The following is a 25,232-nucleotide window of genomic DNA, read 5'->3' as shown; positions in this document are numbered from 1 at the left end:
CTATATTCATATCTAATGAAAATCATACAAAGTGCTTTAGGAGATATAATGAAAGAAAACTATCAGTATGTACTAGAAAATATCAGAGCTTGCTTACTGAATCAGAATGATGTTGATACAGACGCAATTATTCCTCAGACCGAGTTGGTCACAACTACAAAAGTGGGACTCAGTAAGGGGCTATTTGCTCGTTATCGATATGATGTAAAAGGTATGCTTAACCAAGATTTTTTTCTAAATAAAAAAGAAAATAAGTATGCCAATGTACTTATTTCCGGTTGGAATTTTGGCTGTGGAAGTTCAAGAGAGCATGCTGTTTGGGCATTGAAAGATTATGGTTTTATGGCGATTATCGCCCTGTCTTTTGGTGAAATTTTCCAAAGAAACTCTATACGCAATGGTTTAATTACCGCCACAATGAATGAGGACGACCAACTAAAATTGTTGAAAAGTGTAGAGCCTAATTCATCGGGATTATTAATAACCCTAGATCTTGAAAAAAAGACTATTGAATGGTCAGATCCAGATGGTAAAGTGGAAAAAGGCATTATTAAAATTGACGATGGAGATAGGGAGAGAATATTTAGTGGGCAAGATGAAATTGATACCACACTAACCCACCTATCAGATATCAATTTATATTTGGAAAAACATTTATTATCCAGTCCATGGATCTACCATCCTCAAATAACATCCAAAAAGGTATAATAATATGTCTAATATATCAATATTAGAGACTGCCCGAAATGCGTTAGATTCCATCTGTCATGAAGGATTAGCGCTAGTACCTGCGGATATTGGCTATGGTTTACTTGGTAACTCTGAGCATTCGATACAAAAAATGTATAAACTAAAGGGGCGATCATTTAGTAACCCTTGTATTGTCGCTGGAAATCTAGAAGTACTTGTTGATATTTCAATTATATCTGATATTAAAATACTAAGTTGGCTAAAAGAAATCATGAAGGATAATACTCTAGCGGTAGTATTTCCATTGAATAAACAGTCAAAACTTATTCGCTCTTTGTCTCCTTGGGTACTTGACCATTCAACAGAAAACGATTCAATAGCCGTGTTTCTTAACTGTGGTCCTATTGTTGAAGAAATGGTTAAATTAGCATTTCTGAAAAATATATTACTTGTTGGTTCTTCTGGCAATTTTTCAAAGTGTGGAAATAATTTTCAGTTAAATGATGTACCGTTAAAGATTAGAGAACAAGTTGATTTTATGTGTGATTTAGGTAAGTCGAAATATGAAAATTCAGAGCGAATGGCAACAACAATACTAAATTTTTGTAATTATACTGTGAGAAGGTCTGGAATAAATAGTGATTTAATCCAAGAAAGTTATCAGGATTTCGCAACCAAGAACAATTTACCATTACTGAGGTAGCAGGGCTAACGCATGAAGCTTTTTTGCTCTAAAAATGAGTTTATATAGAACAAAATCAGTTTGTTTTATGAGCTGGTAAAGACAGATATTCAGGATTTATAAATCAATACGAGTTCTTCTGTTTATTTATTAATCTTTCATGCGTTAGCCCTGTAAAAAGGTATTTTCCAATTTGAGCTTTCACTCGAAAACTATAAGCAATTAATTACGAATAGATATTATTTTTTAAATGATAATCAATATTGATATTATGTTGGTTGTAACCCATCCGTTTTTTGAACGGATTTTTAAAGAGGACATTACTGTTTTAAATAGGTGTTTAAAGCAGTAAGAAAAAATCCATGCTATAATCCAATGTAATCCATTTGAATTTTAAAGAATAAACCCTGTTCAGATTGCGTGTTCCCGTGAGGTAAATAATGAATGATTTGATAATTAGTGACAACGTAACAAAATCATATGACCTCACAGTCAATACACATAATGCTATCAACCCTGCGGTCAGTTATCTGCTGAGATTACGATCGACCAAAAGCCAAATAACCATGCGGTCATGTCTGAATAAAATAGCGAACATGTTCGAAGCCTTTGACCTGACGACATTTGACTGGTCAACATTAGACAAAACGAAGGTCCAGATAGTGATCAAACGGTTAATTAACCAAAACAAAGCCCCCAATACCATCAATCTGATGTTATGTGCGATCAAAGGTGTCGCTGAAGAAGCGAGATCCAGCCGTCACATAGACAGTCATACATATCAAGATATTAAATCGGTAAAACGGCTCAAAGGTGTCCGTGTCAGTAAAGGCAGGATGCTCGAATTAACTGAAATTCAAAAAATATTCCAGTACTTTGACAGTCTTAACAGTGCCATTGCTGTCCGTGATGCAGCCATGTTTGCCGTCATGGTAGGGTGCGGGTTAAGGCGTTCTGAAGTTGCAGATTTGAAATATGAGGATATTGATTTTGAAAGCTCACTTATCATTATTCACGGTAAAGGGAATAAAGAGCGTGAGAATTATATGCCTGACGAAATTAAAGAACGGTTATTGTTATGGGTGAATGAGGTACGAGGACCCCACGCAGGCTATCTGTTTAACCGTATATTAAAAAATGATGATGTGACAGGTAACAAGCTGGGCACATCATCAATTCGTTTTATTTTTGAACGATTATTGAAAAATTTAAATAGTAATATGAAAGAATTTACACCACATGATTTAAGAAGAACCTATGCTTCATCATTACTTGAAAATGGTGAAGATATTTTCACCGTGAAAGATGCATTGGGTCATGCCAGTGTAACGACAACCCAGCAATACGATAAACGGGGTAAAAAACGTCTTAAAGAGGCGGCTAAGCGATTAACATTCAAATAAGAAAAAAATGACAAAAGTGGTAATGAGGATTTTTATAACAATATGAAATTTGGAGTTTTTATGATGGAAGAAAAAGCAGAATTTTTTTGCAACTCTCTTCAGAGGGCTTTAACGCTGGGTTCACATCAAAATCTAAGCAAAAGCGGGTCCTGTGGAAGAACCCCCAGATCTGTAAACTTTGTGAGAGCTACGAGTTATCCACGTGCTTAAATGTGTTCAAAACACGGTAGATGGTTGCTTCGCCTAGCTTGAACTCCTTGGCTAACTGACCAATCGTAGTGCCGGACTGACGCTTGAGATAAATATCATTTCGTATATCTTCGGTTAACTTAGCGGGGCGCCCGAATCTGACACCATTCTCTTTCGCTTTGGCGATCCCTTCCGCCTGGCGTTCACTGCGTAAGTCATTTTCAAACTCCGCGATGGTGGCCAGCATCTTGGGGGTTTGTGCCCAATTCAGCGAAAAGTTCCACGAATGAGAATAAATTAATTAATTTCAATATATTACAATGAAATTCATTCTATAAATTTTATCTCTTTCGATACTTTCGATATTGTGTGTCTAGAACAACCGAGCAAATCGACAATATAGTTATAGCTTTTGTGTTCCCTGAGAAGACCTTCGATTTTCTGGTGCAGTTTCTTGTCTATCGGTCTGCCTTTATACTTACCTTCCTGCTTGGCTTTCTTTACCCCCTGAGCCTGACGCCGCAGTCTGTCTTCGTAATCTTTCCGAGCAACTGCCGCAAGCATATCAAGCATCATATTGTTTAACGCAGTCAGCATACGTTCAGTGAATTCGTCTGTCTTCGCCATAAATTGGTGGCTGGTTGGGAGATCCAAAGAAACGACCTTCAGTCCCTTATGGTTAATCATATATTTCAGTTTTTCCCAGTCAGTCGTATTCAAACGACTGAGCCGATCAACTTGTTCAACCAAGATCACATCGCCCGGCATAGCAACATCAAGTAAACGAAATAATTCTGGGCGACGGAGTTGGGCACCGGATTCATTTTCTTCGAACCAGCAAGCAACCTGAGTTCCCAATCCATTTGCAAACTCAATCAGCTCATTTTTTGCCCTTGAAGCATCCTGTTCATCGGTTGATGCCCTCAAGTATCCGTAAATCCGCACAGGGGTTTTCATCAGTTCACTATACATGGTGTCATTATTTTGGTGCGTTATACATTGTTTTGAGTTATTTTCTGCACCACATTTCGCCAGTGTATTAAGAGTACACCCTATCAGCACTCGTCGTGAACGTTTTTGACAACCTTTTTTGGTAAAAAATCTATCAAGGAAAAATATGCAGCCGCCGCGCCCAAGCCGGATACAAATTCTTAAAACCGATGAAATTGATGAGCTGTATCGCCGCCCAGAATTCAGTCAGACAGAACGTGAAGAATATTTTGCCCTGAATGACACACTTCTTGAACACATCCGCGTAATGGAGAAATTCGAAAACCGTATTTATTTCATTCTCTTTATTGGGTATTTCCGGGCTAAGCCCGTTATTCCCAAATTCCATTTGAAGGACGTCAGACTGGATGTTCAGTATATTTGCCAGACCTACTTTTCAGGCGCAAAACCACGGTACACTGAGTTGGTCAAATCAACCCGATCCCGGCTAATCAATCAGGTTCTGGCCTTGCTTAGTTTTGAGCAGCTGACACCCGCCATGACTGACAATCTGGTCTTACGTCTCCAGGATGTCGCAACCATCTATACTGATCCCCGATATATGTTCGATGAATGCATCGCATTCTTTAGTCAGCAGCGTATTGCCCTTCCGGCATACAGCACTATCCAGACGCTTGTTACCCGGACGCTCAGTGCCGAAAGAAAGCGAACCGAAGCCATTCTGTCCCGACAAATGTCGGAAAATACGGTTCACACCCTACAGAGCATCCTAGCAGACAAAGGACTGCTTAACAGCCTGTCCGGATATAAGGGATCAGCCCGCAGCTTTTCGCCCTCAGAGCTGGAGCGTGAGCTGAATACGCACAGAACCATAAAAAATATTTACCCTGAATTAAAATCGCTGCTTGAGGCTCTTCGATTATCCCGTGGAAACATGCTCTATTATGCCTCCGTTGTAACGCACCGTTCAGTTTATAAAATCAGGCGAATGCCCAAGTGGCAGGGGCTGCTCTATCTGAGTTGTTATCTCTTTTTTCGATATCGGGAAAACAATGACAAGCTGGTGACTGCATTTTGCCATCTTGTAACAAAACATCATGAATCCGCAAAAACGTTTGCCCAGCAAAAAGTCGCTGAAGAACTGGAAGTGGTCAGAAATAAGCTTAAGTATGCCGGCAACGTTCTGAGCTTATTTGTTGATAATACACTCAGTGACGGTATTCCGTTTGGTGAAATTCGCAAGCAGGCATTTTCACTGATTGGTGAAACTGATATGAGAAAAATCAGCTAGCATCTTTGTAAGGAGAATTTTGATCTGGTTGACTATCAATGGCAATACACCGACAAACACGCCCGCAGAACATCAAACTCTCTGCGCAAGCTGTTCAGGGCTATCGATATTGAGTGTTCCCCTGACCAGCCTCTGATGGCAGAGCAAATAACCACGGCAAAAGCTGATCTGGACAAACACAAACGAATCATGTGTGTGACGCAGGAATTCATCCGTCCACGCGACCTGCGTTATCTTCTTGATGGCGATGACGTCCATCTCCAGCGGTTTGAGTTCTATTTGTATCACCGGATTGATCATATGATCAATAGCGGCAGGATCTATGTGAGTGAGAGTGAAAAGAATAAACGTCTGGAAGATGACCTTATTCCGGTGGATGTCTGGATGGCGGAAAAAGCAGAGCTGATTGAAAAAACAGGTCTTAATCGTCTTAGTGCCCCCATTACCCAGACGCTGATGCAGTTGGAAATGAGGTTAAATACCTTGCTTGATCGGGTAACAGCTAACATTAATGCTGATGCCAATGATTTCGTAAAATGCCAGCCCCGCTCTAACCGTCTGACATGGAGTCTGGCGAACCGTTGCTGGAAAGCCGGTATTGACAACCCGGTTTACAGCCAGCTCAAGCACAAAGGGATTATTGAAATTATGGGTTATGTCAATCACAAAACAGGTTATCTCAACGCCCTTGAAAACATGACAACCTATAAGAAAGAGTCAGAGGCACGGGAAGGCGATTTGATTGCCTGTATCTTCGGCAACGGAGCAAACTACGGCCTACATCGAATAGCCGCCGTTTCCGATCGCAGCGTAGGGGCACTCCGGGCTGTCAATGATAGTTATATTCGACCGGAAACGACCCACGCTGCCAATGATATTATTTCCAATGCGATCGCCCGCTTACCCATATTCAAGTATTACACCATCAATGAAGCAGCGCCTTTTGGTAGTATCGATGGACAAAAACACGGTTGCCGGATAAACACATTCAAGGCTCGCTTTTCTGCCAAATATTTCCGCAAAGGTAAAGGAGTATCAGCATTGTCGCTGGTCGTCAATCATGTTCCGGTCAATACTACCGTGAACGCCCCAAATGAGTTTGAGGGGCATTTTGCTTTTGATCTGCTCTATAACAACAGCAGTGATATCCAGCCGCTCTCGGTTTCGACGGATAATCATGGGATCAATAATGTCAATTTTGCCTTGCTGGATATTTTCGGTTACCAGTTTGCCCCTCGTTATGCCAAGTTCAAAAAAATCTTTGAAGAATTGTTCGATATCACCTTGCTGGGTGAAAAACTCCATATTTCTTTGAAAAAACCGATAAAGTACAAGTTAATCATGGATGAATGGGAACGTATCCAGCATATTGTTTGTTCATTGAGTCGCAAGGCAACCAATCAGAGTACCGTGGTCAGAAAGCTGTCAAATGGCAAGAGAACTCACTCGACGTTATCTGCCCTACGTGAGTATGACAGGTTAGTTAAATGTATCTATTTGCTTGAATACATGGACAATCAGACACTGAGACAGTTTGTGCAACAGGCATTGAATCGGGGAGAAGCCTATCATCAGCTCAGAAGAGCCATCGCGTCTGTCAATGGAAATCAGTTTCGAGGCGGAAATGATTATCAGGTTGAACAATGGAACGATTGCGCCCGTCTGATTGCCAATTGCATTATCTACTACAATTCAGCCTTGTTATCCGGACTGGTAGAACGATTTGAAAAACAAGGTAACAGTGAGGCAATTGAAATACTGGCCAATCTCTCCCCAGTGGCCTGGAGCCATATCCAGTTGGCAGGGAACTACATCTTCGCAGAACAAAGCGACACATTCAGTCTTGACAGTCTGCTAGAAAATGTAGACCCGCTGCTCGAATCAAAGATGGATGATAGTAATGAGTATGATGTTTACGAGGAAGCAGGCTGATCATTTTCATTTAACATTTTGAAATAATTAAATAATTTTAACATCATGGAACTTTTCGCTGAATTGGGCGCAAACCCCCATATTGAACATAAGACGCCCTGTTGACGTTCGGGTATCAATATTTTGATCCAGAACGACCAAATCAATATTTTCTTGCTGAAAGCGACTAGAAATTTGTGATAAATGATCCACTGAACGTGCAAGCCGGTCTAATTTTGAAATAAGGGCGCAATCCATCCTTTCGGTCAAGGCAAGAATGCGTAGCAACCTGGCAAAGGCCTCTGTCTTGGCACAAAGGTGGGTCGCTCTGGAACCTCTGGTACTCGATACCGAGACGACTGGACTTGGTGAAAGAGACCAGGTGATCGAGCTGGCTGTTACAGACATCAAAGGCGCTGTTCTCCTCTGTACCAGATTGCGGCCAACGGTGGAAATTGACCCTCAGGCAATGGGTGTTCATGGTATCACCGAGGCAGAGCTGTCGAATGAGCCTACGTGGACTCAAGTTGCGCCAGCTCTCGCCGGGCTTTGCGCGATGAAGCTGGCGGCTGATGCCTTTGGCTCAACCAACCGGCACGGCACAATCTCACTTGCGGATGCCACCTGCGAGGCTGGTGTGAGCTGGAAAGGTCGAGCCCATTCAGCAGCGACCGACGCTATTGCCACCGCCGACCTGGTGACAGAGATAGCCAAAGTCCAACGTGACCTCGTGGTCCAGCTCCAGGAGCTTCAAAGCAAAGGTAATTTGGAATGACAGAACAATCCTACGGCGATAGCCTCAAATTTTTCTCAGACTGGCAGAAGGACCCCGCGAAACGCACCGGCCTGAATGTGCAACACACGCTAACCAGAGGTGAGTATCCTACGGTCAGCATCGAGATTGCGCCGATCAGGGCATCGGGGTCCAGCCCAGACTGGAAAAGCAAGATCACGGTGCAGCTCACTCGTGGCGAACTGACGGCGTTTTGCAGCGTTCTCTTTGGCTTGCGTAGCAAGGCTGAGGGTTCCTATCACGGCGACTCGAAGAATAAGAGCTTTGCGGTTTACAACAACGGCAAGGCCGGTGTTGCGATCATCCTGAGCGAGCGAGGAAACCAGCTCCAGAATTTCATCAATGATGACGACCGGATGGAGCTCGCAGTCTTCGCAGTTCGCCAGCTATCCAACGCATGGAAAGTTACCCCTTCTGATGCCATCGCGCTGCTGCGTCAATCAGCGTGGATGGACCGCAATCTGTCCTAATCGCACATACCAAGGCACCCCAGAAATAGTCCCAATACCACAAAGTTAGACCATCATGCAACGAGGGAGAGGGGCAAGAATACGCCTCCGCTTCGCGTCGGCGGATGTCCTGTTTGACCTTCGTGTATGTGATTAGATTGAGAAAGAGAGAGAAAAAGAGAGAAAGAAGAAAAGTGCGGGGCAAGTCAGAAATGTGGCCGAGGGGGACTGCGGGGGTGGGGCTGGCATCCTCTATCCCCCACTTTGCATGATGGTCTAAAGCTGTCTACCATGTAACCAATGATCTGTTAGAACAAACCCACACATAGGCGGCAACATGGCTAAAAACTTCATATCAGAACAATTCTCGGCCATGTGCCGCGACTTAACGAACCTGTCCTCCCTTATCAAACGACTACCGCCACGGTACGCAAAAGTTGCGGCCATCCCTCCTACCAGAAAAGGAATGGAAAACGAGCCCGTCAACAAGATTGTCGTAACTGAACAAACTGGCCGCGAAGCTCTTGAGCTGGCAGCACACAGCTACAGAGATCTTCACATCAACCCAGACTATTCGCAGAAGTCTGCCAGGCGCACCGTGGGGGTACTCTGGTTCTCCCCTTCCAGGATTGGTGTAGCTGACGAAATTGCGGCGACGGTTGAACGCATCAACGCGGCCAAAGCTGGTATCGAGGAGTTCATTATCTCGACGTACCCCACCAGGCAAGAGAGGTTTGAAGCACTTCGAGCGGACTGCCCTGGCGTCATGACTCTCCACCTTTACAGACAAATTCGGTGCTATACCAATGGCGACATCGACTCTATCCGCCTCACCTGGCAACGGAAGGACTCCTTGAAGAAGCCCGTAAAAGAGGAGCTTTTGCAACGCATCAGAGAGGAGCTGGAGCGATCTGGGCCAGACTATCAACTTCCCCTGGAGCAGCTTATCCAGAAGATCGCCAGCACCCCGGAGCCTTATCTCCGGGAACGAAGGGAAGTAAAGGTTCAGCCGGTGGCAAACGTCATGGCCGCAGGGGTACTCAAAACCGTTACCGCGCCAATGCCCCTGATCGTGCTCCAGGACAAGGAGGTTCAGCTCAAATTGCTTCGTAGCTTTGACGCCTCAGAACAACGCAAAACCCGATCTGATAAAGCGGCATCGGAAATCCTTGGCACCTTCGGTGGAGTCACTATCGAATCCTTCCCTGGGGTAGTGACCGGGTAGCTGCGATAACTGCCAACTCTCCCACCTTCACGCATAAACGAACGTTTGTGCAACCATCTCTGTCCCAACGTAACGATGCGGCCTTGTGCATTGCAAAAATGTATTGCAATATACACGCAAATGGCAACAGGAAATCGCAATCATGCTCATTGGTTATGCCCGGGTTTCGACACAGGAACAGGATACTCAGTCTCAGATATCAGCACTAAAGTCAGCCGGGTGTGAACTGATATTCCAGGAAAAAGCTTCGGGAGGACGATGGGACCGACCCGAGCTACAACGTCTTTTACAGCAGCTACGCAAAGATGATCAGGTTATTGTATGGAAACTGGATCGTCTTTCCCGTTCTCTGAAGGATTTATTGCTGACGCTGGAGAAGATTGAAAACACGGGGGCTGATTTCCGCAGTATTACCGAAAATATTGACACATCAACTCCGGCAGGAAGGATGATGATGCAGATCGTTGGCTCCTTTGCTGAATTTGAACGCGCCATGCTTCGTGAACGAACAAGGAACGGGCTTGAGGCGGCACGCCAAGATGGTCGGGTTGGTGGACGACGCCCCAAATTAACACCTCAGCAGCAAAAAGAGATTGTCTCGCTCGTCACATCGGGGCAGAAAACTGGCGCTGATGCTGCACGTCTGTTCCGTGTTCACCCTTCCACCGTGGTGCGACTTCTTGCCAGACATCGGATGACTGAGATCGGACAGACATAAATCGATTCGGAGGTATTTACAACAGAGTATGGTTCGCCAATCTGACAGCGATGAATTATCGGCACTGCGGGCAGAAAATGCCCGATTGATTTCGTTACTTGATGCCTATGGGATTGAGTGGCGACTTAAGCGGCAGGTCTCGGTGCAAAAATTATCAACCTTATCTACTGACGACAAGGTTGCGCTGTTTCGCCGACTGTTCCGGGGGCGGGATGATGTATGGGCTCTGCGCTGGGAAAGTAAAAACAGCGGAAAGTCGGGCTATTCTCCCGCCTGTGCCAACGAATGGCAGCCAGGTATATGTGGTAAACCCCGGATAAAATGCAGCGACTGCTCTCACCGTCGGCTCATTCCCATATCGGATCCCGTTATCTACCGGCATCTGGCTGGCGAACACACCATAGGTGTATATCCTTTGCTTGAAGATGACTTCTGTTATTTTCTGGCCGTTGATTTTGACGAAGCAGAATGGCAGGCCGATGCGTCAGCGTTCATGCAATCCTGCGATGAACTCGGTGTGCCAGCAGCACTGGAAGTATCAAGATCGCGTCAGGGAGCTCATATCTGGGTGTTTTTTGCGTCCCGCGTTCTGGCCAGGGATGCCCGCCGTCTGGGGACGGCTATTATCAGTCATACCTGTAACCGGACCCGCCAGCTCCAGTTGGGCTCCTATGACCGGTTGTTTCCGAATCAGGATATTATGCCAAAAGGTGGATTCGGTAACCTGATTGCGCTGCCTCTGCAAAAAGGGCCGCGAGAGTCGGGTGGGAGTATTTTTGTTGATGCTACACTCCAGCCTTATCCTGACCAGTGGGCTTTCCTGGCGTCGGTGATACCGATGAACGCTCATGATATTGAGCCGACGATATTACGGGCTACCGGAAATACTCATCCTCTGGATGTGACCTTTATCAACGAAGAGGATTTGGCCACACCATGGAAGCCCGAAAAATCATCAGATACCAGGCTTAACCTTCCGCTACCGGATTCACTGAAGGTCACGCTTGCTAACCTGATCTACTTCGAAAAAGCACAATTACCCCAGGCGCTGGCCAACCGACTGATCCGGCTGGCAGCATTTCAGAACCCTGAGTTTTATAAAGCTCAGGCCATGCGCATGTCAGTATGGGATAAGCCCCGTGTAATAGGCTGTGTTGAGAATTATCCCCAGCATATTGCTTTGCCCCGTGGGTGTCTGGATACGGCGTTATCTTTACTGCACGACAACAGCATTGCTTGTGAAATAACAGACGAACGGTTCGCAGGAACAGAATGTGATGTAGCTTTCCTGGGAAAACTGAGGCCAGACCAGGACGCTGCGGTTTCTGAGTTACTGCGCCATGACTGCGGTGTGCTTTGCGCGCCAACCGCATTTGGTAAAACGGTCACTGCGGCGGCAGCTATCGCCCGTCGAAAAGTCAATACACTTGTGCTGGTACATCGAACTGAATTGTTGAAACAATGGCAGGAGCGTCTCCGTCTGTTTCTACAAACCAGTAACGATATTGGTGTTATAGGGGGCGGCAAAAACAAACCTGGCGGTGATATTGATATTGCGGTGATGCAATCAATATCCAGGCATGGAGAGGTGGATCCGCTGGTTAAGAATCATGGGCAAATCATCGTTGATGAGTGCCATCATATTGGCGCGGCTTCTTTCGATGCGATACTGAAAGAGGCAAATGCCAGATATGTGCTGGGACTGACTGCAACGCCGGTTCGACGGGATGGCTTACATCCCATCATATTTATGCACTGTGGACCTATTCGCCATACAGCAGCCCGCCCAAAAGAAAGTCCCCATAATCTGGAGGTCGTTTCCCGTACACGTTTCACACACGGGAATCTGCCATCTGATGCCAGAATACAGGATGTTTTCAGAGAAATAGCCCTGGATAAGGAAAGAACGTCAGCTATTGCTGACGAGGCCAGAATTGCTTTCGGACAGGGGCGTAAAGTTCTGGTGCTGACCGAACGTACTGATCACCTAGATGACATAGCGTCCGAACTGGCACTGCTGAAATTATCACCATTTGTTCTTCACGGACGGTTATCGAAAAAAAAGCGTACGACGCTCATTTCCGAGTTGAACGCCCTGTCACCGGATGCGCCCCGTATTCTGCTGGCAACAGGTAAACTGGTTGGCGAGGGGTTTGACCATCCTCCCCTGGATACGCTGGTTCTTGCCATGCCCGTGTCGTGGAAAGGGACGCTACAGCAGTATGCTGGCCGCCTCCACAGGGAGCAATCGGGCAAAACTGATGTCAGAATAATCGACTTTGTGGATACGGGTTATCCTGCGCTGCTCAGAATGTGGGATAAACGTCAGCGGGGTTATAAGGCGATGGGGTACCGGGTCGTGGCTGAAAATGATGCAGAGCCTGATTCAGGAACCCCCGTCAAATTAACGTTATGGTAACACTGATAATGGGACGGCAAAATGAAACGGATCTGGGATGTTGATGAGCTGGCAGAGCACTGGAGTCTGAAGTTTGAAGAAACCCGCTTGCTCAAAACCAAACCCGCCAGAAATCACCTGCCATTTGCTGTTCAGCTTAAGTTTTATCAGAACACCGGGCGCTTCCCTTCGACAATCGATGAGATCCCGGAAACGCCACTCCACTATCTAGCCGATCAGCTGGATGCGGATGTTTCCGGGTTTCGGGACTATGAGTGGTCCGGACGAACCGGGGCCCGGCATCGCAAGGAGATCCTTAACTTCCTGGGTATACGCCGGGTATCAGCAACAGATAAACATGCGTTTTCAGACTGGCTAGTTAATACCCTTTATCCTCATGGCTCTGATCCTGCTGACGCCACCGAGACTGCATTTGGCTGGTTTCAGCAACGCAAGGTGGAATGTCCTGCCGATAAGGAACTGGAACGGCTGGTACGTTCGTCTTTCCAACAGTTTGAACTCCATCTGTACCAGCGCTGCGCTGACAGTCTGTCCACTGGCAGCAAAATGTTGATGGAAGCCTCACTGAGCAATGACGCTGAGGGAGTAAGTTTTGGCGACCTCAAATCAGACCCCGGGCGTATAGGGCTGGAAAGCGTATTAAAAGAGGTCGAAAAACTCAATTTTATACGTTCACTGCATCTGCCGGTTGATATGTTTGCCTCGTTCAGCACAAAAGTGTTGCAACGTTACCGGCAGCGCGCGAATAGCGAAAGTGCCTGGGAAATGAGGCAGCATCCCTGGACAATCCGTTACGGGCTTTACGCCGTATTTCTGTACAGTCGTCAGAGGGAGATAATCGACGGGTTGATTGAGTTGTTCATTCAGATCGTTCATCGGCTGTCAGCACGCTCCGAACGCCGGTTGGTTAAAACACTGCTCGCAGATTTTCAGAAAATTCATGGCAAAACGGCACTTTTATTCCGGATAGCGGAAGCGGTTTTGAATAATCCTGAGGGGCTGGTTAAAGAGGTTGTGTACCCGATCGCGGGAGAAGATACGCTGAAAAGTCTGCTGAAAGAATTCAAATCATCGGGCCCGGCTTACCAGCAGCAGGTTCATAAGATCCTCAGGTCCTCCTACAGCAACCACTACCGTCGTATGCTGCCCAAGATCTTGGATGCGCTGACCTTTTGTTCCGGTAACAGCCGTCATCATCCGGTGCTGGATGCGCTGGACTGGCTTAAAAAGAATGAGAAATGCACCCAGCGGTATATACAACTTGAAAATTCCATTCCCGTGGAGGGCGTGATTCAGCCCAAGTGGTATGACATTGTCATCGAGGAGCATCAGGGCGAAAAGCGAATCAACCGGATAAACTACGAGATCTGCGTTCTGCAGGCATTAAGGAACCGCCTGCGCAGTAAGGAAATCTGGGTGGAGGATGCTGATCGTTATCGAAATCCCGACGATGATCTTCCGCAGGACTTCGATGCTAACCGTGAAAATTACTACCGTGACCTTGGTCAGACCACCGATGCCACCACCTTCGTTTCACAGTTACGTGATGATATGAATACCGCGCTGGAAGCCCTCAACCGCGATATGCCTAAGAATCGCAATGTAAAAATTCGATCCCAGGGTAAAAACAGGATCTCTATAACTCCCTTTGAGCCCCAGGAGGAACCCGTTAATCTGGCTTGTCTGAAACGTGAGATCTCTGGCCGGTGGCCCATGACTAGCCTGCTCGATGTGCTGAAAGAGGCGGACTTGAGGATAGGATTCAGTGATCATTTTAAAAGTGTTGCAGACAGGGAGAACCTCGACAGGCAAAGCCTTCAGCAACGTTTACTGCTTTGCCTTTATGGTATGGGCACCAATACCGGCTTAAAACGAGTCAGCGGTGGGCGCCATGGGATAAGTTACAAAGAGTTGCTGAATGTGCGGCGTCGCTATGTACATAAAGCCGCGTTGCGTAATGCGATTGGTCAGGTTGCCCGGGCGATTTTTGCTGTTCGTAATCCTGCCGTCTGAGGGGAAGGAACAACATCCTGCGCTTCGGATTCCAAAAAATTTGGCTCTTGGGATCAAAATCTGATGACCGAATGGCATATCCGGTATGGCGGCCGTGGCGTCATGATTTACTGGCATGTGGAAAAGAAATCTACCTGCATTTACTCCCAGCTGAAACGTTGCTCTTCTTCTGAAGTCGCCGCCATGATAGAGGGTGTTTTACGCCACTGTACTGATATGGATATCAAGCGACAGTACGTCGACAGCCACGGGCAGAGTGAAGTTGCTTTTGCTTTCTCGTATTTACTCGGTTTTGACCTGCTACCGCGCCTTAAGGCTATCGCCAGCCAGAAACTCTATCGTACCGGTGATGAAAAAACCGGAGACTATCCAAATCTGGACCCCATATTAACCCGCGCCATTAACTGGGAACTCATCATTCAGCAGTACGATGAAATGATTAAATACGCAACAGCGTTAAAACAGGGAACCGCAGAACCAGAAGCCATTTTACGCCGGTTTACCAGGAACAATGTTCAGCATCCGACTTATAAGGCTCTAGCTGAGCTGGGGAAAGCAATAAAAACCATTTTCTTATGCCGGTATATTGGTTCCGAAGATCTTCGCATTGAGATAAACGAAGGACTAAACGTAGTGGAAAACTGGAATAGTGCAAATGCGTTCATTTTTTATGGTAAAGGCGGAGAGGTGGCGACAAACCGTCTGGAAGAGCAGGAGTTATCAGTCCTGGCGCTGCATCTGTTGCAGATTTGTCTGGTCTATGTGAACACGCTGATGATCCAGCAGGTACTCCATGAGCCCGTATGGCTGTCACAAATGAAGGCAGAAGACTTCAGGGCCCTGACGCCGCTGATTTACGCCCATGTAAACCCCTACGGGATATTTGAACTTGATATGGAAACAAGGTTGCCGATCGAGGTGGTTGCCTGAAAGTTGGCAGTTATCGCAGCTACCCGGTCACTGCCTCAAATTGAAGGGACTCAGAAACTTTCTCCGTAAGAACCTGAATACGACTGATATCAGGTTAATCCTGATTACTGTCATTAGGATAGTCAGAGGCTGGATAAATTATCACAGTATTTCTGACAACCAGAGAAGAATTGAGCAATTTATTAACCCAGTGGAAAAATACATCTGTTATGCGGCATATTTAATAAACCGTGATTTGAAATAACTTTTCACACGCTCTGGTCGACGTTGTAATTTTCGCATACAAGAACGTGTTCTTTTTTTTATCTCTTCGACACTGCGCATGGCCGGACCGTTATGTATCATCCCCTTGATATCACAATTCAGGTATTCGTCTGAATTCAGTTCCGGCGAATAAGCGGGAAGATAAAAGACTTCTAGGCGACGCTTCACTGACAATTCTCACTGAATATGTGTGGGGACACAGGTCTGTCGGGAGCCGGATGCGGTAGTTCCGCACGTCCGGTTCTGAGGAGGGAGCTGTCTGGGTGACCGGACAGCTCTACTCACCCAAGACCTCATTTCAGACTTCGTCTCCACAAGTCCTCAAGACGCAATTTCCTCAAAGAGATTAGGCTGACCGCTGGATGCCGTAACGCCGCCATCGACAGGCAAATTGACACCTGTGATAAACTGGGCATCATCGCTAGCCAGAAATGCGATAGCACTAGCAACTTCCTCCGGACGACCGCCGCGCTTAAGTGGAATGCGCTCGGCGAACTTTGCAACCAACGCAGGTCTGTCAGTAACAAACTGAGCCATGTCGGTTACAATGTACGTTGGACACACAGCGTTGACGCGAACTCCCTGTGCCCCCATATCCAAGGCCAATGCTCTGGTGAAATTAGAGACAGCACCCTTCGAGGCGTTGTAAATACTCATTCCCCAGTCTCCGCGTAGTCCCGTTACAGACGAAACATTGACGATTGAGCCACCACTATTCACAAGGTGAGGTAGGGCCGCACGCGACACAAGAAAAACCCCTTCTGCATTGATCGCAAAAACTCGCCGCCAGTCATCAATAGCAGTTTCTCCGGTAACACTACCTTCCCAGCCGACGCCCGCGTTGTTAATCAAGGTATCAATCCGGCTAAAATGATTGACAGCTCTTTTTATGAGGTCTTGGGCCGAATTTGGATCTGAAACATCCGCTGTCACAATACAAACACGACTTTCCTCAAATGATGCTGAACTGTTTTTAAGTTTTTCTTTATTTCGTCCAGACAAAACCAGCAAAGCACCTTCATCATAAAATCTCTTGGCGGTGGCTGCGCCAATTCCCGAGCCTGCTCCAGTTATAACTACCACTTTATCTTTAAAACGTTTCATGTGATTCTCCAAAGGTCAAGAAGTAAAGTTCCACAGAATTTTCATTCCAAAACTGAATTCATGCTGTTCATTAGTGATGGCTGCGTGGGCCAGGCTTAAATCCGTGAGTGCGTGCACCCCCAGCGATCAGCAAGCCAATCAGAGATAGCGCCAGCAGGGTCCAAGGGAATGCGGAGACTCCGTGGATATTTAGTAGTACACCTCCGACAACACCACCACCGGCAATTGCCAAGTTCCAGGCCGTCACACACATGGATTGCGCAACATCGGCTCCATCACCAGCGCTGTCTGCGAGAGCCGTTTGCAGTAAAGTTGCTGCTCCACCAAAGGTCAGCCCCCAAACAGCAACGCCGGCGTAAATAACTAGCTGCGAATTACCACCTAATCCGAGAGCCAGCGAGACCAAAGAAAAGGCTATTAGACTTACCAGAACGGCGCCACGTAACCAACGATCTACGATCTGACCAACGATCCAGATTCCAGCCAGTGCCGCAAAACCGAATACAAGTAGCACCAAATCCACACGCCCTGCGAGCCCAGCAGGCACGACAAAAGGTGAGATGTAGGTATATAGAATGTTGTGGGCAAGCATCCACGCCACAATGACCGCTAGCACAGGACGGACACCAGGTGTTATGAATACGCGATGCAGTGGCAGTCGTTGCGACTTAGTTTGCCCAGGGTAATCGGGCACTTTAAAAAGAACCCATACAATAAGTACCAACGTCAGGACAGACATGATCCCGAAAGTGATGCGCCAACCGACCAGATTGCCTAGCCATGTCCCCATCGGTACACCTAATGACAGGGCAATCGGTGTTCCAACCATTGCTACCGCCATAGCACGCCCCTGTTGATGGGGTAGCACCATGCGTCGGGCGTACCCGGCAAGTAAACTCCAAGATAGGCCAGCAGCGACACCAGCAAAGAAGCGGGCTATCAGAGTAAGTGTGTAGTTCGAAGATAAGGCTGTAATGGTGTTGAAAATAAAAAATCCTACTATTGCTGTGAGCAGTAACGTGCGCCTCCGCCAACCTCGTGTAGCGACAGTCAATGGAATGGCAGCCAGCACCGAGCCTAAAGCATAGAGAGTTACGGTTTGCCCGGCTAGTGCTTCGGAGACACCCAAGCCAGCACCGATCTGCGGCAACAAACCGGCAGGGAGTGTTTCGGTCAAGATGCTGATAAATCCAGTCATTGCCAGCGCTAATAGGCCAACGATAGGGAGATGGTCAGGCGTGGAAGACGTGGGACGCCCATCCAGCATGGTTGAATTGCTCATAACAAGATTCCTCTCGAAGATAGTGTTAAATCAGACGGAAAAACGGACGGCTTGCTGTGCAAGCCAGTCAGGCTGATGCAAAAGGGCTTGGCCAACAGCCACAAGATCGAATTCCCCTTGCTTGAACCGAGACACGAGCGGCAAAAAATCGAAAAGTGGATCGGGGCGCGCTTGCCTATCAAGACCCACAGCGCCTACGGTCATCACCGGCTTTCCAGTGATGGTTTTAACCCATCCAGCCAAGCTCAAGTCTGAACCGTCGAATGCCGCTTCGTCATAGCGATGCACCGAGACATGGAACAGATCGACCCCGGCGGCGTTGATGGGGGCAAGCAGTGTCGCCAGTTCTTCGGCGTCAGCCACCAAACGTGCGCCATGTACACGCGACTTCCATTGCGAGACGCGGAAGCTAATCGGGAAAGCTGGTCCAGTTCTCGCGCGTACCGCAGCAACGACTTCGGCGGCGAAGCGCGCACGCGCCACTGGCGAGCCGCCGTACTCATCGGAGCGCTGATTGGTGACAGTCCACAGGAACTGGTCAATCAGGAACCCGTGGGCACCATGCAGCTCAACACCGTCATATCCCAGTTCCTGGGCCAGCGCAGCGGCGTCGGCGTAGGCGCCTATCAGCTCGTCAATGTCGCGTTTTGTCGCTGCACGCCCGTGGGCCCCGCTGATCGGCCAATGGCCCGATGGGCTAATGGCCTGAGTGGAGTCTTGCGGCCCGAGGTCATGAGAGCCGGGATGCCAGAGCTGCACGAAAACGGCACTGCCAGCCTCGTGCACAGCATCGGCCAAGGCTGCATGGCCGGCCTCGCCTGGGCCACGGCGAAGTCGTGGCCACTTAGGGAACTTCTCGCCAACCGAAGGATGATCGATGGCGGTGGATTCGGTGACGATCAACCCAGCGCCACCTTGGGCCGCTCGGCTGACGTAGTAAGCCGCCATCGCCGCGTCCGGTACGCCGCCTGGCGAGCGTTGCTGGCCCATAGGGGCGAGTGCAAAACGATTTCGAAGGCACAGTTTGCCGAGTGTGAAAGGTGTGAACAACGGATTGGCCTGCGGAGTATCGAGTATCGTGCACATACCGTCAGTACAAAGCGGTGCAGACGTTTCCCCATTGTCGATCCATGTGAAGGGATTTTTCTCGCTCATTTCGATGTTCCTGCCTGTGTGGATATAGTAGTGTCGGTGATCACCCGGCGCATAGCCTGTTCGAAGATTTCCGGCGGCTGTGCTCCGGTCAGCGCATAACGGCTGTTGAACACGATCGTCGGAACTGAGTCCACACCCGCGTCGCGCCAAGTCTGTTCATCGTCCCGAACTTCCTGCGCATAAGAGCCGCTGGCGAGGACGGTACAGGCCTCTGCCGCATCCAGTCCGACCGATTCAGCCAGCCGCACCAGTAGCGTGTGGTCGCCCGGATCGTCGTCATCGGTGAAGTGGGCGGTGAACAACGCCTGCTTCAATTCTTTCTGCCTGCCATGCAGGCCGGCCCAGTGCAGCAGACGGTGTGCATCGAAGGTGTTGTAGATGCGGCTTTCCTCGCCAAGCCGGAAGTCGATGCCGATCGGCTCGCCGCTGCGGCAGATGTGGGTCAACGTCTCCAGGGTACGCTGGCGGTCCCAGCCGTACTTCTCCTGTAGATGCTCGATCAGGTTCTGGCCGCCGGCTGGCATCTGCGGGTTCAGCTCGAAAGGCTGGAAGCGAATTTCAATTTTAATGTCGTCACCGAGGTTCTTGAGCGCCAGCTCCAAGTTGCGCAGGCCTACGGCGCACCAGGTACATGACACGTCGGAGACGAACTCGATCTGTAATCTGTCGGGCATAGGAGAACTCCTTTCTGGATGGCTTACGTCCACTAACATCCATCAGCCGTGGGGTGCTCCATCTAATTATATAACGATTGGTACAAATGTACGGCACAAGATCACACCTGTCAACGACTTTTATAACGAGTAGTATCTATATAGATGAGCAAAGAAGTCCAAGATGGCGAAAGTGGGTCGCCCGCGCACTTTCGATCGTGATAAAGCCCTCCAGTAGGCCATGCACCTGTTCTGGGAGATAGCTACGACTCGAACTCTGAGTCAAGAGACCATAAATGTTCTGAAACGCTGGCTGTCATATCCTTTGTCAGCGATAACGACTTCGGATGAGGGGACTCAGAGACAAGACTTTCCGCATGAACACTATCGTGAACCTGTCCCCCGGAGAGTTCAAAATGAACGGGCAAACCTCCGCTGTCTACCGCTAAATGGATCTTGGTTGAACGCCCGCCACGACTTTTACCAATCGCCTCATCGTTATCTGAGGCTGCTCCGGCACTATGCTGGTGAGCACGAACAATAGTTCCATCAATAAACAACCATTCTGTATCCGCAATATCAGATAACCATTTGAAAATAAGCTGTAAAACACCTTTCTTCGACAGGCATTAAAACGTGAAAAGACGCGATTCCATTTACCGAACTTTGTCGGTAAATCGCGCCAGGGGATGCTTGTTCTCATTCGGTAAAGGATCCCTTCCAAGGTCAAACGGTGTTCAGGTTTGTCATAAACCCAACCGGTATGTTGCATTAATGCAGATAGCTTATTCCAATAGAGATCTGTTAACATAGTTCGCGGCATGATGGTGAGGTCTGGTTGTTTTTTGGCGAAAGTAATTATACCAAATCATCATGCTGTCTAATAATCCCTTGCAAAACGTCAACAGCTCCTAGGTACTGGATATATTATTCTATTTTTATGTTTTATACATTCCGCAATTAGGCTCGAGAATTAGATCTAATAATAAATAATATAAGTTGAAAGGAAATAAACACAAAGGATGTCTTCTAGAAGCATGCTTTAACCACTCCTCCGTCAACACGAAAAGCAGCCCCATTAATTGATGCGGCACGCTCACTACATACAAATGCCACTGCATCGCCAATTTCTTCTGGACTTTGGAAGCGTTTTATGATGGAGCTAGGGCGAAGTGTTTCGAAATACTCTTCTGTGAATTCTTCTATACTCTTTCCACCAAGTCCTTTAACAAAATTTTTAACTCCATCTGTCAGTGTTGGACCAGGTAAAATAGAATTCACTGTAACACCAGTATTCACACATGTTTCAGCAAGCCCTCTCGAGATGGCTAGTTGTGCTGTTTTAGTCATACCATAATGAATCATTTCTTTTGGTATTTGGATAGCACTTTCACTACTAATAAAAACTATACGCCCCCACCCTCTATCTTTCATCAATGGAAGATATTTTCTTGAAAGAATAACCCCACTCATCACGTTTATTTCAAACAGTTTCATCCATTCGTTGTCGGTAATTTCTTCAAATTCTGCAGCACCGTAGATACCTATATTATTAACTACAATATCAATATTAGGATAAGCTTCATACAATCTCGATACTTCATTTGAATCACAAAGATTTGCAACAAAAGGAATTAATTTTCCACTAGCGTTAGGGTTTGATGATTTTAATTTTTTGATAGCTAATGAAATAGATTCTGATGTTCGTCCATTTATAATTACAGATATACCTTCTTTATAAAGTGATTCAGCGATAGCAAAACCAATCCCTCTTGTAGAACCAGATACTATAGCCAAGTGTTCATTGTTGAATAATATCATATCACTTCCTTTTTATCTATATTCTGATTAGAGTCATCGCAATCTTCTATTTGAAGAATGTCTTTAAAAACATTATTTATCTTTTCAGGCGGATTGTCTTTTAATTCTCCAAACCATGCAACATGTCCATCCGGTCTAATAATAATAAAATTACTTTCTTTAAATCCTATTCGATTTTTAAGATCAAAATATATATCTTGAATCTCTTCGTAATAACCAATTCTGTAGCAACTTAATGGTATGGATAAATCTGATGCCACTTTTATAGCTGTTTCAGCCCAGTCATAGCAAGCGTTACCTACAAGAAGAGTAAACTTACCTTTCCCAATTAAATCTAGCGTGGAAATTTCTTTTCCTTTTTTTGTGATCCAAACATGAGGAATTCTTGCTCCTGCAATAATTTTTGAGTGAAATACAGAGTGAATTTGATCAATGATTTTAAAATCAACATTTACACCATTAACCACAGCAGCTGATTGGTAAGCTATATTAGATTCAATACCAAGACAGTTAAATTCATTATTTTTTTTCTCAATAGCCAGTGCGAGCTTATCTCTTACAGCAGTGCCAGTAGCTGATTTATCGAATAAACTGTCAATATCTAATTTTCCGCTACAACCATTTGGCTCAATCACAGAAAGTAATTCTTTTGTTTCTTTTATACTTTCTATTGCTCTCAATACGATTGCTTTTCCAATTGGAGCCCGTTCTATTGAATATGTATCAAGTAATCTTTTTCCAGCAATTTCTTTTAAAACGTATGCCATTTTCCAAGCTAAATTATAAGAGTCTTGAATTGACGTGTTTGATCCAAGCCCGTTATTTGGAGGATGCCTGTGTACTGCATCCCCAACGCAAAACACACGCCCTGAAGAATAATAATCTGCATAGGCTTTGTTAACTGACCAAGTTGATATTGAGGTAATATTAATAGATGTTTCTGATTCACCCAATATCTTATGGATGACATCAATTGCTTCCGTTTCGGTTAATTCAGGTTTAGGATGTGAAATATCGTAGCTCCAAACACATAGCCATTCATTCCATGGGCGAACCATTCGAAGCAATCCAACCCCTAGGCCTCCAATGCGTGCTTCTGGGTTCAACATCCAAAAAAGGGCACTTGGTCGATGGGCTACATGCTTTGTGAGATCTGCTTTAAAGAGAATATTGATGCTACCGGCTAGCCCCATTTCTCCAATCATTGGGAGACCAATTGAATTAGCAACACAACTTCGCCCACCATCAGCACCAATAAGGTACTTTGCTTTGACTAAATATTTTTTATCCGTTATTTTATCTTTAATAGTGGCATAAACATTTTCATCATCTTGCGTTAATGAAATAAATTCAGTCGAAAATCTAACATTTGCACCTTTTTTTACTGCGTTAGATATCAAAATAGGTTCAAGATAATTTTGTGGAATATCACATATTTCAAAAGGACTATTGAGTTTGTATTCAGATATCCGACTAGAAGCTGCTCCCCATGATTTGATCCGTCCAATTTCACGACCTGTTAAGCTTTCACATAAAATACTATTTCCAATCAAATAATTAGGAACGGAATCAGCAAGTACTTCATCCAAAATACCTGCATCTTGTAATATTTCCATAGTTCGTTGGTTAGTTATATGAGCCCTTGGTGTATCTGCAAGCCAGCGATATTTTGTTATGACAGTAGTTTTAATGCCATAATTACTTAAAAACAAAGCAGCGGAAGCACCTGCTGGACCACTACCAACTATAAGTACATCTGTTTCTATCTGAGCTAATTTTTTTGATTTAACATATTTCATTGGGGTTCTCTTTACATAGAAATACGAGGATATTTATTTAACTTACATGTTATCATCATGGCTAGCTCTAATGATTGTTCATAATTGAGTCGGGGGTCTACTGCTGTTTTATAAGTACGAGGTAAATCGATTTCACTCAAATTTCTGGCTCCCCCTAAACATTCACTTACATCCTCTCCAGTCAACTCAATGTGAATCCCACCAAGATTATTATTTGTAGATGCGTGTATATCAAAAGCTTGTTCCAACTCACTAAATATATTATTTAAGCGACGAGTTTTATAACCATTTGAGGAATTTTCTGTGTTTCCATGCATAGGATCACAAATCCAAAGAACACGTCGGCCTTCATTTTGTACAGCTTTAAGAAGAGGTGGCAAGTTTTTTGCAATTCGATCACATCCCATGCGAGTAATAAATGTTAACCGTCCTGGTTCTTCGTGTGGATTAAGAATGTCTATAAGACGTATTAATTCATCTGGTTTTATTGATGGTCCGATTTTGACAGCAATTGGATTTTGAATACCTCTGAAATATTCTATATGGGAGCCATCCAATGCTGCAGTACGCATTCCAATCCAAGGGAAATGAGTAGAAAGATTAAACCATCCGCTCTTTTTGTTAGAAATGAAACGTGTTTGTGTCTCTTCATATTGTAATAAAAGAGCCTCATGAGAGGTGAAATAATAGTTTGACGAAAATATATTATTATTTAAATGATGGTCAATTATAATTGAATTAGCTATATCTTTATATTCTTTATGGTTTTTAGATTGATTAATCCAATCTAATTCCCAACTTTCTGATTTATATAAATTTATTAAATCATCTTTCACAAGTGCTCTAGCTAAATTCATAGCCATTGCGGAATGATAGTGTGCTTGGATTAATCGTCGAGGATCAGCGCGACGTGCGCTTGCGCTAAATTCGCTGCTATTAACTATATCACCTCTAAAACTCGGTAGAGTAATCCCGTTTTTTGTTTCTGTATCGTTTGAGCGTGGTTTTGCATATTGCCCTGCAAAACGACCTATAGGTATAATTGGTAGTTGTAATCCATGAGAAAGTATGAAGCTCATTTGAAGTAGAGTTTTTACTTTACTCGTTATAAATTCAGAAGTGCACTCATCAAAACTTTCTGCACAATCTCCACCTTGAATAATAAAGTTTTTTCCTTCCTGTGCATCTGCAATCAACTGTTTTAATTTTAGTACTTCTTCCGAAGTTACAATAGATGGCCAGTGCATAAGTTGTTCAACACTTTCTGCTAGTTCAATTTCATTTTCATATGAAGGCTGCTGTATTGCCGATTTTTGTCTCCAAGATACTGGACTCCAAGCAATATCATTTTCAGCTATGGCTGTAAAGGGTTTGTGTTTAACCTTATTGTCTATAGATTTTTCTGAGGAAATAAATTCTGTTTCAATATTCTGTAATCTACTTTTTGTCGATAAACTTGCTCTAGGAATTAGAGTTGTCATTTTCAAACC

21 protein-coding genes and 3 pseudogenes are annotated in these 25,232 nt (G+C 45.6%); 12 read left to right on the top strand and 12 right to left on the bottom strand.

Translation table 11 applies throughout. The features are described 5' to 3' along the window. Positions 1–48 precede the first annotated feature (48 nt). From leuD to AAC853_RS00920, 3 genes are all read left to right on the top strand, one after another. Positions 49–708, top strand: coding sequence for a 3-isopropylmalate dehydratase small subunit (leuD, locus tag AAC853_RS00930; RefSeq protein ID WP_340613391.1), 660 nt, complete (start codon positions 49–51; stop codon positions 706–708). 4 nt (positions 709–712) lie between these two features. After that, positions 713–1,393, top strand: a complete 681-nt coding sequence (locus AAC853_RS00925) for a Sua5/YciO/YrdC/YwlC family protein (RefSeq protein WP_340613389.1) — start codon at positions 713–715, stop codon at positions 1,391–1,393. A 419-nt stretch (positions 1,394–1,812) separates the two neighbouring features. Continuing rightward, positions 1,813–2,775: a tyrosine-type recombinase/integrase gene (locus AAC853_RS00920; protein WP_340613387.1), complete on the top strand. Its 963-nt coding sequence runs from the start codon at positions 1,813–1,815 to the stop codon at positions 2,773–2,775. Positions 2,776–2,962: 187 nt separating this feature from the next. On the opposite strand, the gene AAC853_RS00915 is transcribed toward AAC853_RS00920, so the two are convergent. Together AAC853_RS00915 and AAC853_RS00910 are read right to left on the bottom strand one after the other, a co-directional pair. Next, positions 2,963–3,211 carry a helix-turn-helix domain-containing protein gene (locus AAC853_RS00915; protein ID WP_340613385.1) on the bottom strand — a complete coding sequence of 83 codons (249 nt, stop codon included), beginning with the start codon at positions 3,209–3,211 and terminating at the stop codon, positions 2,963–2,965. Between the two features lie 80 nt (positions 3,212–3,291). After that, positions 3,292–3,921 carry a recombinase family protein gene (locus AAC853_RS00910; RefSeq protein WP_340613260.1) on the bottom strand — a complete coding sequence of 210 codons (630 nt, stop codon included), beginning with the start codon at positions 3,919–3,921 and terminating at the stop codon, positions 3,292–3,294. Positions 3,922–4,081: 160 nt separating this feature from the next. On the opposite strand from AAC853_RS00910, the gene AAC853_RS00905 reads away from it, so the two are divergent. After that, positions 4,082–5,206 (top strand): DUF4158 domain-containing protein, encoded by a 1,125-nt coding sequence (locus AAC853_RS00905; RefSeq protein WP_340613261.1) that lies wholly within the window; start codon positions 4,082–4,084, stop codon positions 5,204–5,206. 135 nt (positions 5,207–5,341) lie between these two features. Further along, the gene (locus AAC853_RS00900; RefSeq protein WP_340613263.1) at positions 5,342–7,138 is read left to right on the top strand and encodes a Tn3 family transposase; all 1,797 of its coding nucleotides are present in this window, start codon (positions 5,342–5,344) and stop codon (positions 7,136–7,138) included. A gap of 27 nt (positions 7,139–7,165) precedes the next feature. Here the strand turns inward: AAC853_RS00900 and AAC853_RS17720 are convergent, their stop codons facing one another. Continuing rightward, positions 7,166–7,525 (bottom strand): recombinase family protein, encoded by a 360-nt coding sequence (locus tag AAC853_RS17720; protein WP_422824156.1) that lies wholly within the window; start codon positions 7,523–7,525, stop codon positions 7,166–7,168. Here AAC853_RS17720 and AAC853_RS00890 point away from each other — a divergent pair. The 7 genes and pseudogenes from AAC853_RS00890 to AAC853_RS00860 all read left to right on the top strand — a co-directional run. Next, positions 7,500–7,892: a hypothetical protein gene (locus AAC853_RS00890; RefSeq protein WP_422824155.1), complete on the top strand. Its 393-nt coding sequence runs from the start codon at positions 7,500–7,502 to the stop codon at positions 7,890–7,892. The two genes, AAC853_RS17720 and AAC853_RS00890, sit on opposite strands and share 26 nt — an antisense overlap. Then, positions 7,889–8,380, top strand: coding sequence for a hypothetical protein (locus AAC853_RS00885; RefSeq protein ID WP_340613383.1), 492 nt, complete (start codon positions 7,889–7,891; stop codon positions 8,378–8,380). The genes AAC853_RS00890 and AAC853_RS00885 overlap by 4 nt, the downstream gene beginning before the upstream one ends. Positions 8,381–8,696: 316 nt before the next feature. Further along, the gene (locus AAC853_RS00880; RefSeq protein WP_340613381.1) at positions 8,697–9,584 is read left to right on the top strand and encodes a DNA replication terminus site-binding protein; all 888 of its coding nucleotides are present in this window, start codon (positions 8,697–8,699) and stop codon (positions 9,582–9,584) included. Positions 9,585–9,726: 142 nt separating this feature from the next. Continuing rightward, positions 9,727–10,302, top strand: coding sequence for a recombinase family protein (locus AAC853_RS00875; RefSeq protein ID WP_368444284.1), 576 nt, complete (start codon positions 9,727–9,729; stop codon positions 10,300–10,302). Between the two features lie 28 nt (positions 10,303–10,330). Then, positions 10,331–12,721: a TOTE conflict system archaeo-eukaryotic primase domain-containing protein gene (locus AAC853_RS00870; protein WP_340613378.1), complete on the top strand. Its 2,391-nt coding sequence runs from the start codon at positions 10,331–10,333 to the stop codon at positions 12,719–12,721. A gap of 21 nt (positions 12,722–12,742) precedes the next feature. Next, positions 12,743–15,664: pseudogene (locus AAC853_RS00865) on the top strand (Tn3 family transposase). Between the two features lie 37 nt (positions 15,665–15,701). Continuing rightward, positions 15,702–15,869 (top strand): annotated as a pseudogene (locus tag AAC853_RS00860) (group II intron reverse transcriptase/maturase); the annotation flags it as partial. 2 nt (positions 15,870–15,871) lie between these two features. On the opposite strand, the gene AAC853_RS00855 reads toward AAC853_RS00860, so the two are convergent. The 9 genes and pseudogenes from AAC853_RS00855 to AAC853_RS00815 all read right to left on the bottom strand — a co-directional run bounded on the left by AAC853_RS00855 (position 15,872) and on the right by AAC853_RS00815 (position 25,223). After that, the gene (locus AAC853_RS00855; protein WP_340613377.1) at positions 15,872–16,096 is read right to left on the bottom strand and encodes a transposase; all 225 of its coding nucleotides are present in this window, start codon (positions 16,094–16,096) and stop codon (positions 15,872–15,874) included. A gap of 153 nt (positions 16,097–16,249) precedes the next feature. Next, complete coding sequence (gene budC / locus AAC853_RS00850; RefSeq protein WP_340613375.1) at positions 16,250–17,032, bottom strand: meso-2,3-butanediol dehydrogenase; 783 nt, start codon at positions 17,030–17,032, stop codon at positions 16,250–16,252. Between the two features lie 70 nt (positions 17,033–17,102). After that, positions 17,103–18,314, bottom strand: a complete 1,212-nt coding sequence (locus AAC853_RS00845) for an MFS transporter (RefSeq protein ID WP_340613374.1) — start codon at positions 18,312–18,314, stop codon at positions 17,103–17,105. Between the two features lie 30 nt (positions 18,315–18,344). Further along, complete coding sequence (locus AAC853_RS00840) at positions 18,345–19,469, bottom strand: oxidoreductase (protein ID WP_340613372.1); 1,125 nt, start codon at positions 19,467–19,469, stop codon at positions 18,345–18,347. Next, the gene (locus AAC853_RS00835; RefSeq protein WP_340613371.1) at positions 19,466–20,143 is read right to left on the bottom strand and encodes a DsbA family oxidoreductase; all 678 of its coding nucleotides are present in this window, start codon (positions 20,141–20,143) and stop codon (positions 19,466–19,468) included. Before AAC853_RS00835 ends, AAC853_RS00840 begins: the two co-directional genes overlap by 4 nt. Before the next feature lie 270 nt (positions 20,144–20,413). Continuing rightward, a pseudogene (locus AAC853_RS00830) lies at positions 20,414–20,945 on the bottom strand (IS5 family transposase); the annotation flags it as partial. Between the two features lie 206 nt (positions 20,946–21,151). Next, the gene (locus tag AAC853_RS00825; RefSeq protein WP_340613370.1) at positions 21,152–21,943 is read right to left on the bottom strand and encodes an SDR family NAD(P)-dependent oxidoreductase; all 792 of its coding nucleotides are present in this window, start codon (positions 21,941–21,943) and stop codon (positions 21,152–21,154) included. Continuing rightward, a complete protein-coding gene (locus AAC853_RS00820; RefSeq protein WP_340613369.1) occupies positions 21,940–23,742 on the bottom strand; it encodes an FAD-dependent oxidoreductase in 1,803 nt (600 codons plus the stop codon). The genes AAC853_RS00825 and AAC853_RS00820 overlap by 4 nt, the downstream gene beginning before the upstream one ends. Positions 23,743–23,753: 11 nt before the next feature. Further along, a complete protein-coding gene (locus AAC853_RS00815) occupies positions 23,754–25,223 on the bottom strand; it encodes a 3-deoxy-7-phosphoheptulonate synthase class II (RefSeq protein ID WP_340613367.1) in 1,470 nt (489 codons plus the stop codon). Positions 25,224–25,232 lie beyond the last annotated feature (9 nt).

Source organism: Xenorhabdus thailandensis (assembly GCF_037996785.1).
GTDB classification, from domain to species: Bacteria; Pseudomonadota; Gammaproteobacteria; order Enterobacterales; family Enterobacteriaceae; genus Xenorhabdus; species Xenorhabdus griffiniae.
Note: the sequence above shows the minus strand (reverse complement) of the source record. Positions and strands in the feature narration are given on the sequence as shown.

Excerpts from the sequence above, each read along its gene's own strand:
- AAC853_RS00820 (WP_340613369.1), bottom strand. The coding sequence starts at position 23,742 with ATGAAATATGTTAAATCAAAAAAATTAGCTCAGATAGAAACAGATGTA.
- AAC853_RS00905 (WP_340613261.1), top strand. The coding sequence starts at position 4,082 with ATGCAGCCGCCGCGCCCAAGCCGGATACAAATTCTTAAAACCGATGAA.
- budC (WP_340613375.1), bottom strand. The coding sequence starts at position 17,032 with ATGAAACGTTTTAAAGATAAAGTGGTAGTTATAACTGGAGCAGGCTCG.
- AAC853_RS00915 (WP_340613385.1), bottom strand. The coding sequence starts at position 3,211 with ATGCTGGCCACCATCGCGGAGTTTGAAAATGACTTACGCAGTGAACGC.
- AAC853_RS00840 (WP_340613372.1), bottom strand. The coding sequence starts at position 19,469 with ATGAGCGAGAAAAATCCCTTCACATGGATCGACAATGGGGAAACGTCT.
- leuD (WP_340613391.1), top strand. The coding sequence starts at position 49 with ATGAAAGAAAACTATCAGTATGTACTAGAAAATATCAGAGCTTGCTTA.
- AAC853_RS00870 (WP_340613378.1), top strand. The coding sequence starts at position 10,331 with ATGGTTCGCCAATCTGACAGCGATGAATTATCGGCACTGCGGGCAGAA.
- AAC853_RS00920 (WP_340613387.1), top strand. The coding sequence starts at position 1,813 with ATGAATGATTTGATAATTAGTGACAACGTAACAAAATCATATGACCTC.
- AAC853_RS00925 (WP_340613389.1), top strand. The coding sequence starts at position 713 with ATGTCTAATATATCAATATTAGAGACTGCCCGAAATGCGTTAGATTCC.
- AAC853_RS00875 (WP_368444284.1), top strand. The coding sequence starts at position 9,727 with ATGCTCATTGGTTATGCCCGGGTTTCGACACAGGAACAGGATACTCAG.
- AAC853_RS00815 (WP_340613367.1), bottom strand. The coding sequence starts at position 25,223 with ATGACAACTCTAATTCCTAGAGCAAGTTTATCGACAAAAAGTAGATTA.
- AAC853_RS00910 (WP_340613260.1), bottom strand. The coding sequence starts at position 3,921 with ATGAAAACCCCTGTGCGGATTTACGGATACTTGAGGGCATCAACCGAT.
- AAC853_RS17720 (WP_422824156.1), bottom strand. The coding sequence starts at position 7,525 with ATGTCTGTAACAGCCAGCTCGATCACCTGGTCTCTTTCACCAAGTCCA.
- AAC853_RS00885 (WP_340613383.1), top strand. The coding sequence starts at position 7,889 with ATGACAGAACAATCCTACGGCGATAGCCTCAAATTTTTCTCAGACTGG.
- AAC853_RS00880 (WP_340613381.1), top strand. The coding sequence starts at position 8,697 with ATGGCTAAAAACTTCATATCAGAACAATTCTCGGCCATGTGCCGCGAC.
- AAC853_RS00825 (WP_340613370.1), bottom strand. The coding sequence starts at position 21,943 with ATGATATTATTCAACAATGAACACTTGGCTATAGTATCTGGTTCTACA.
- AAC853_RS00900 (WP_340613263.1), top strand. The coding sequence starts at position 5,342 with ATGGCAGAGCAAATAACCACGGCAAAAGCTGATCTGGACAAACACAAA.
- AAC853_RS00835 (WP_340613371.1), bottom strand. The coding sequence starts at position 20,143 with ATGCCCGACAGATTACAGATCGAGTTCGTCTCCGACGTGTCATGTACC.
- AAC853_RS00845 (WP_340613374.1), bottom strand. The coding sequence starts at position 18,314 with ATGAGCAATTCAACCATGCTGGATGGGCGTCCCACGTCTTCCACGCCT.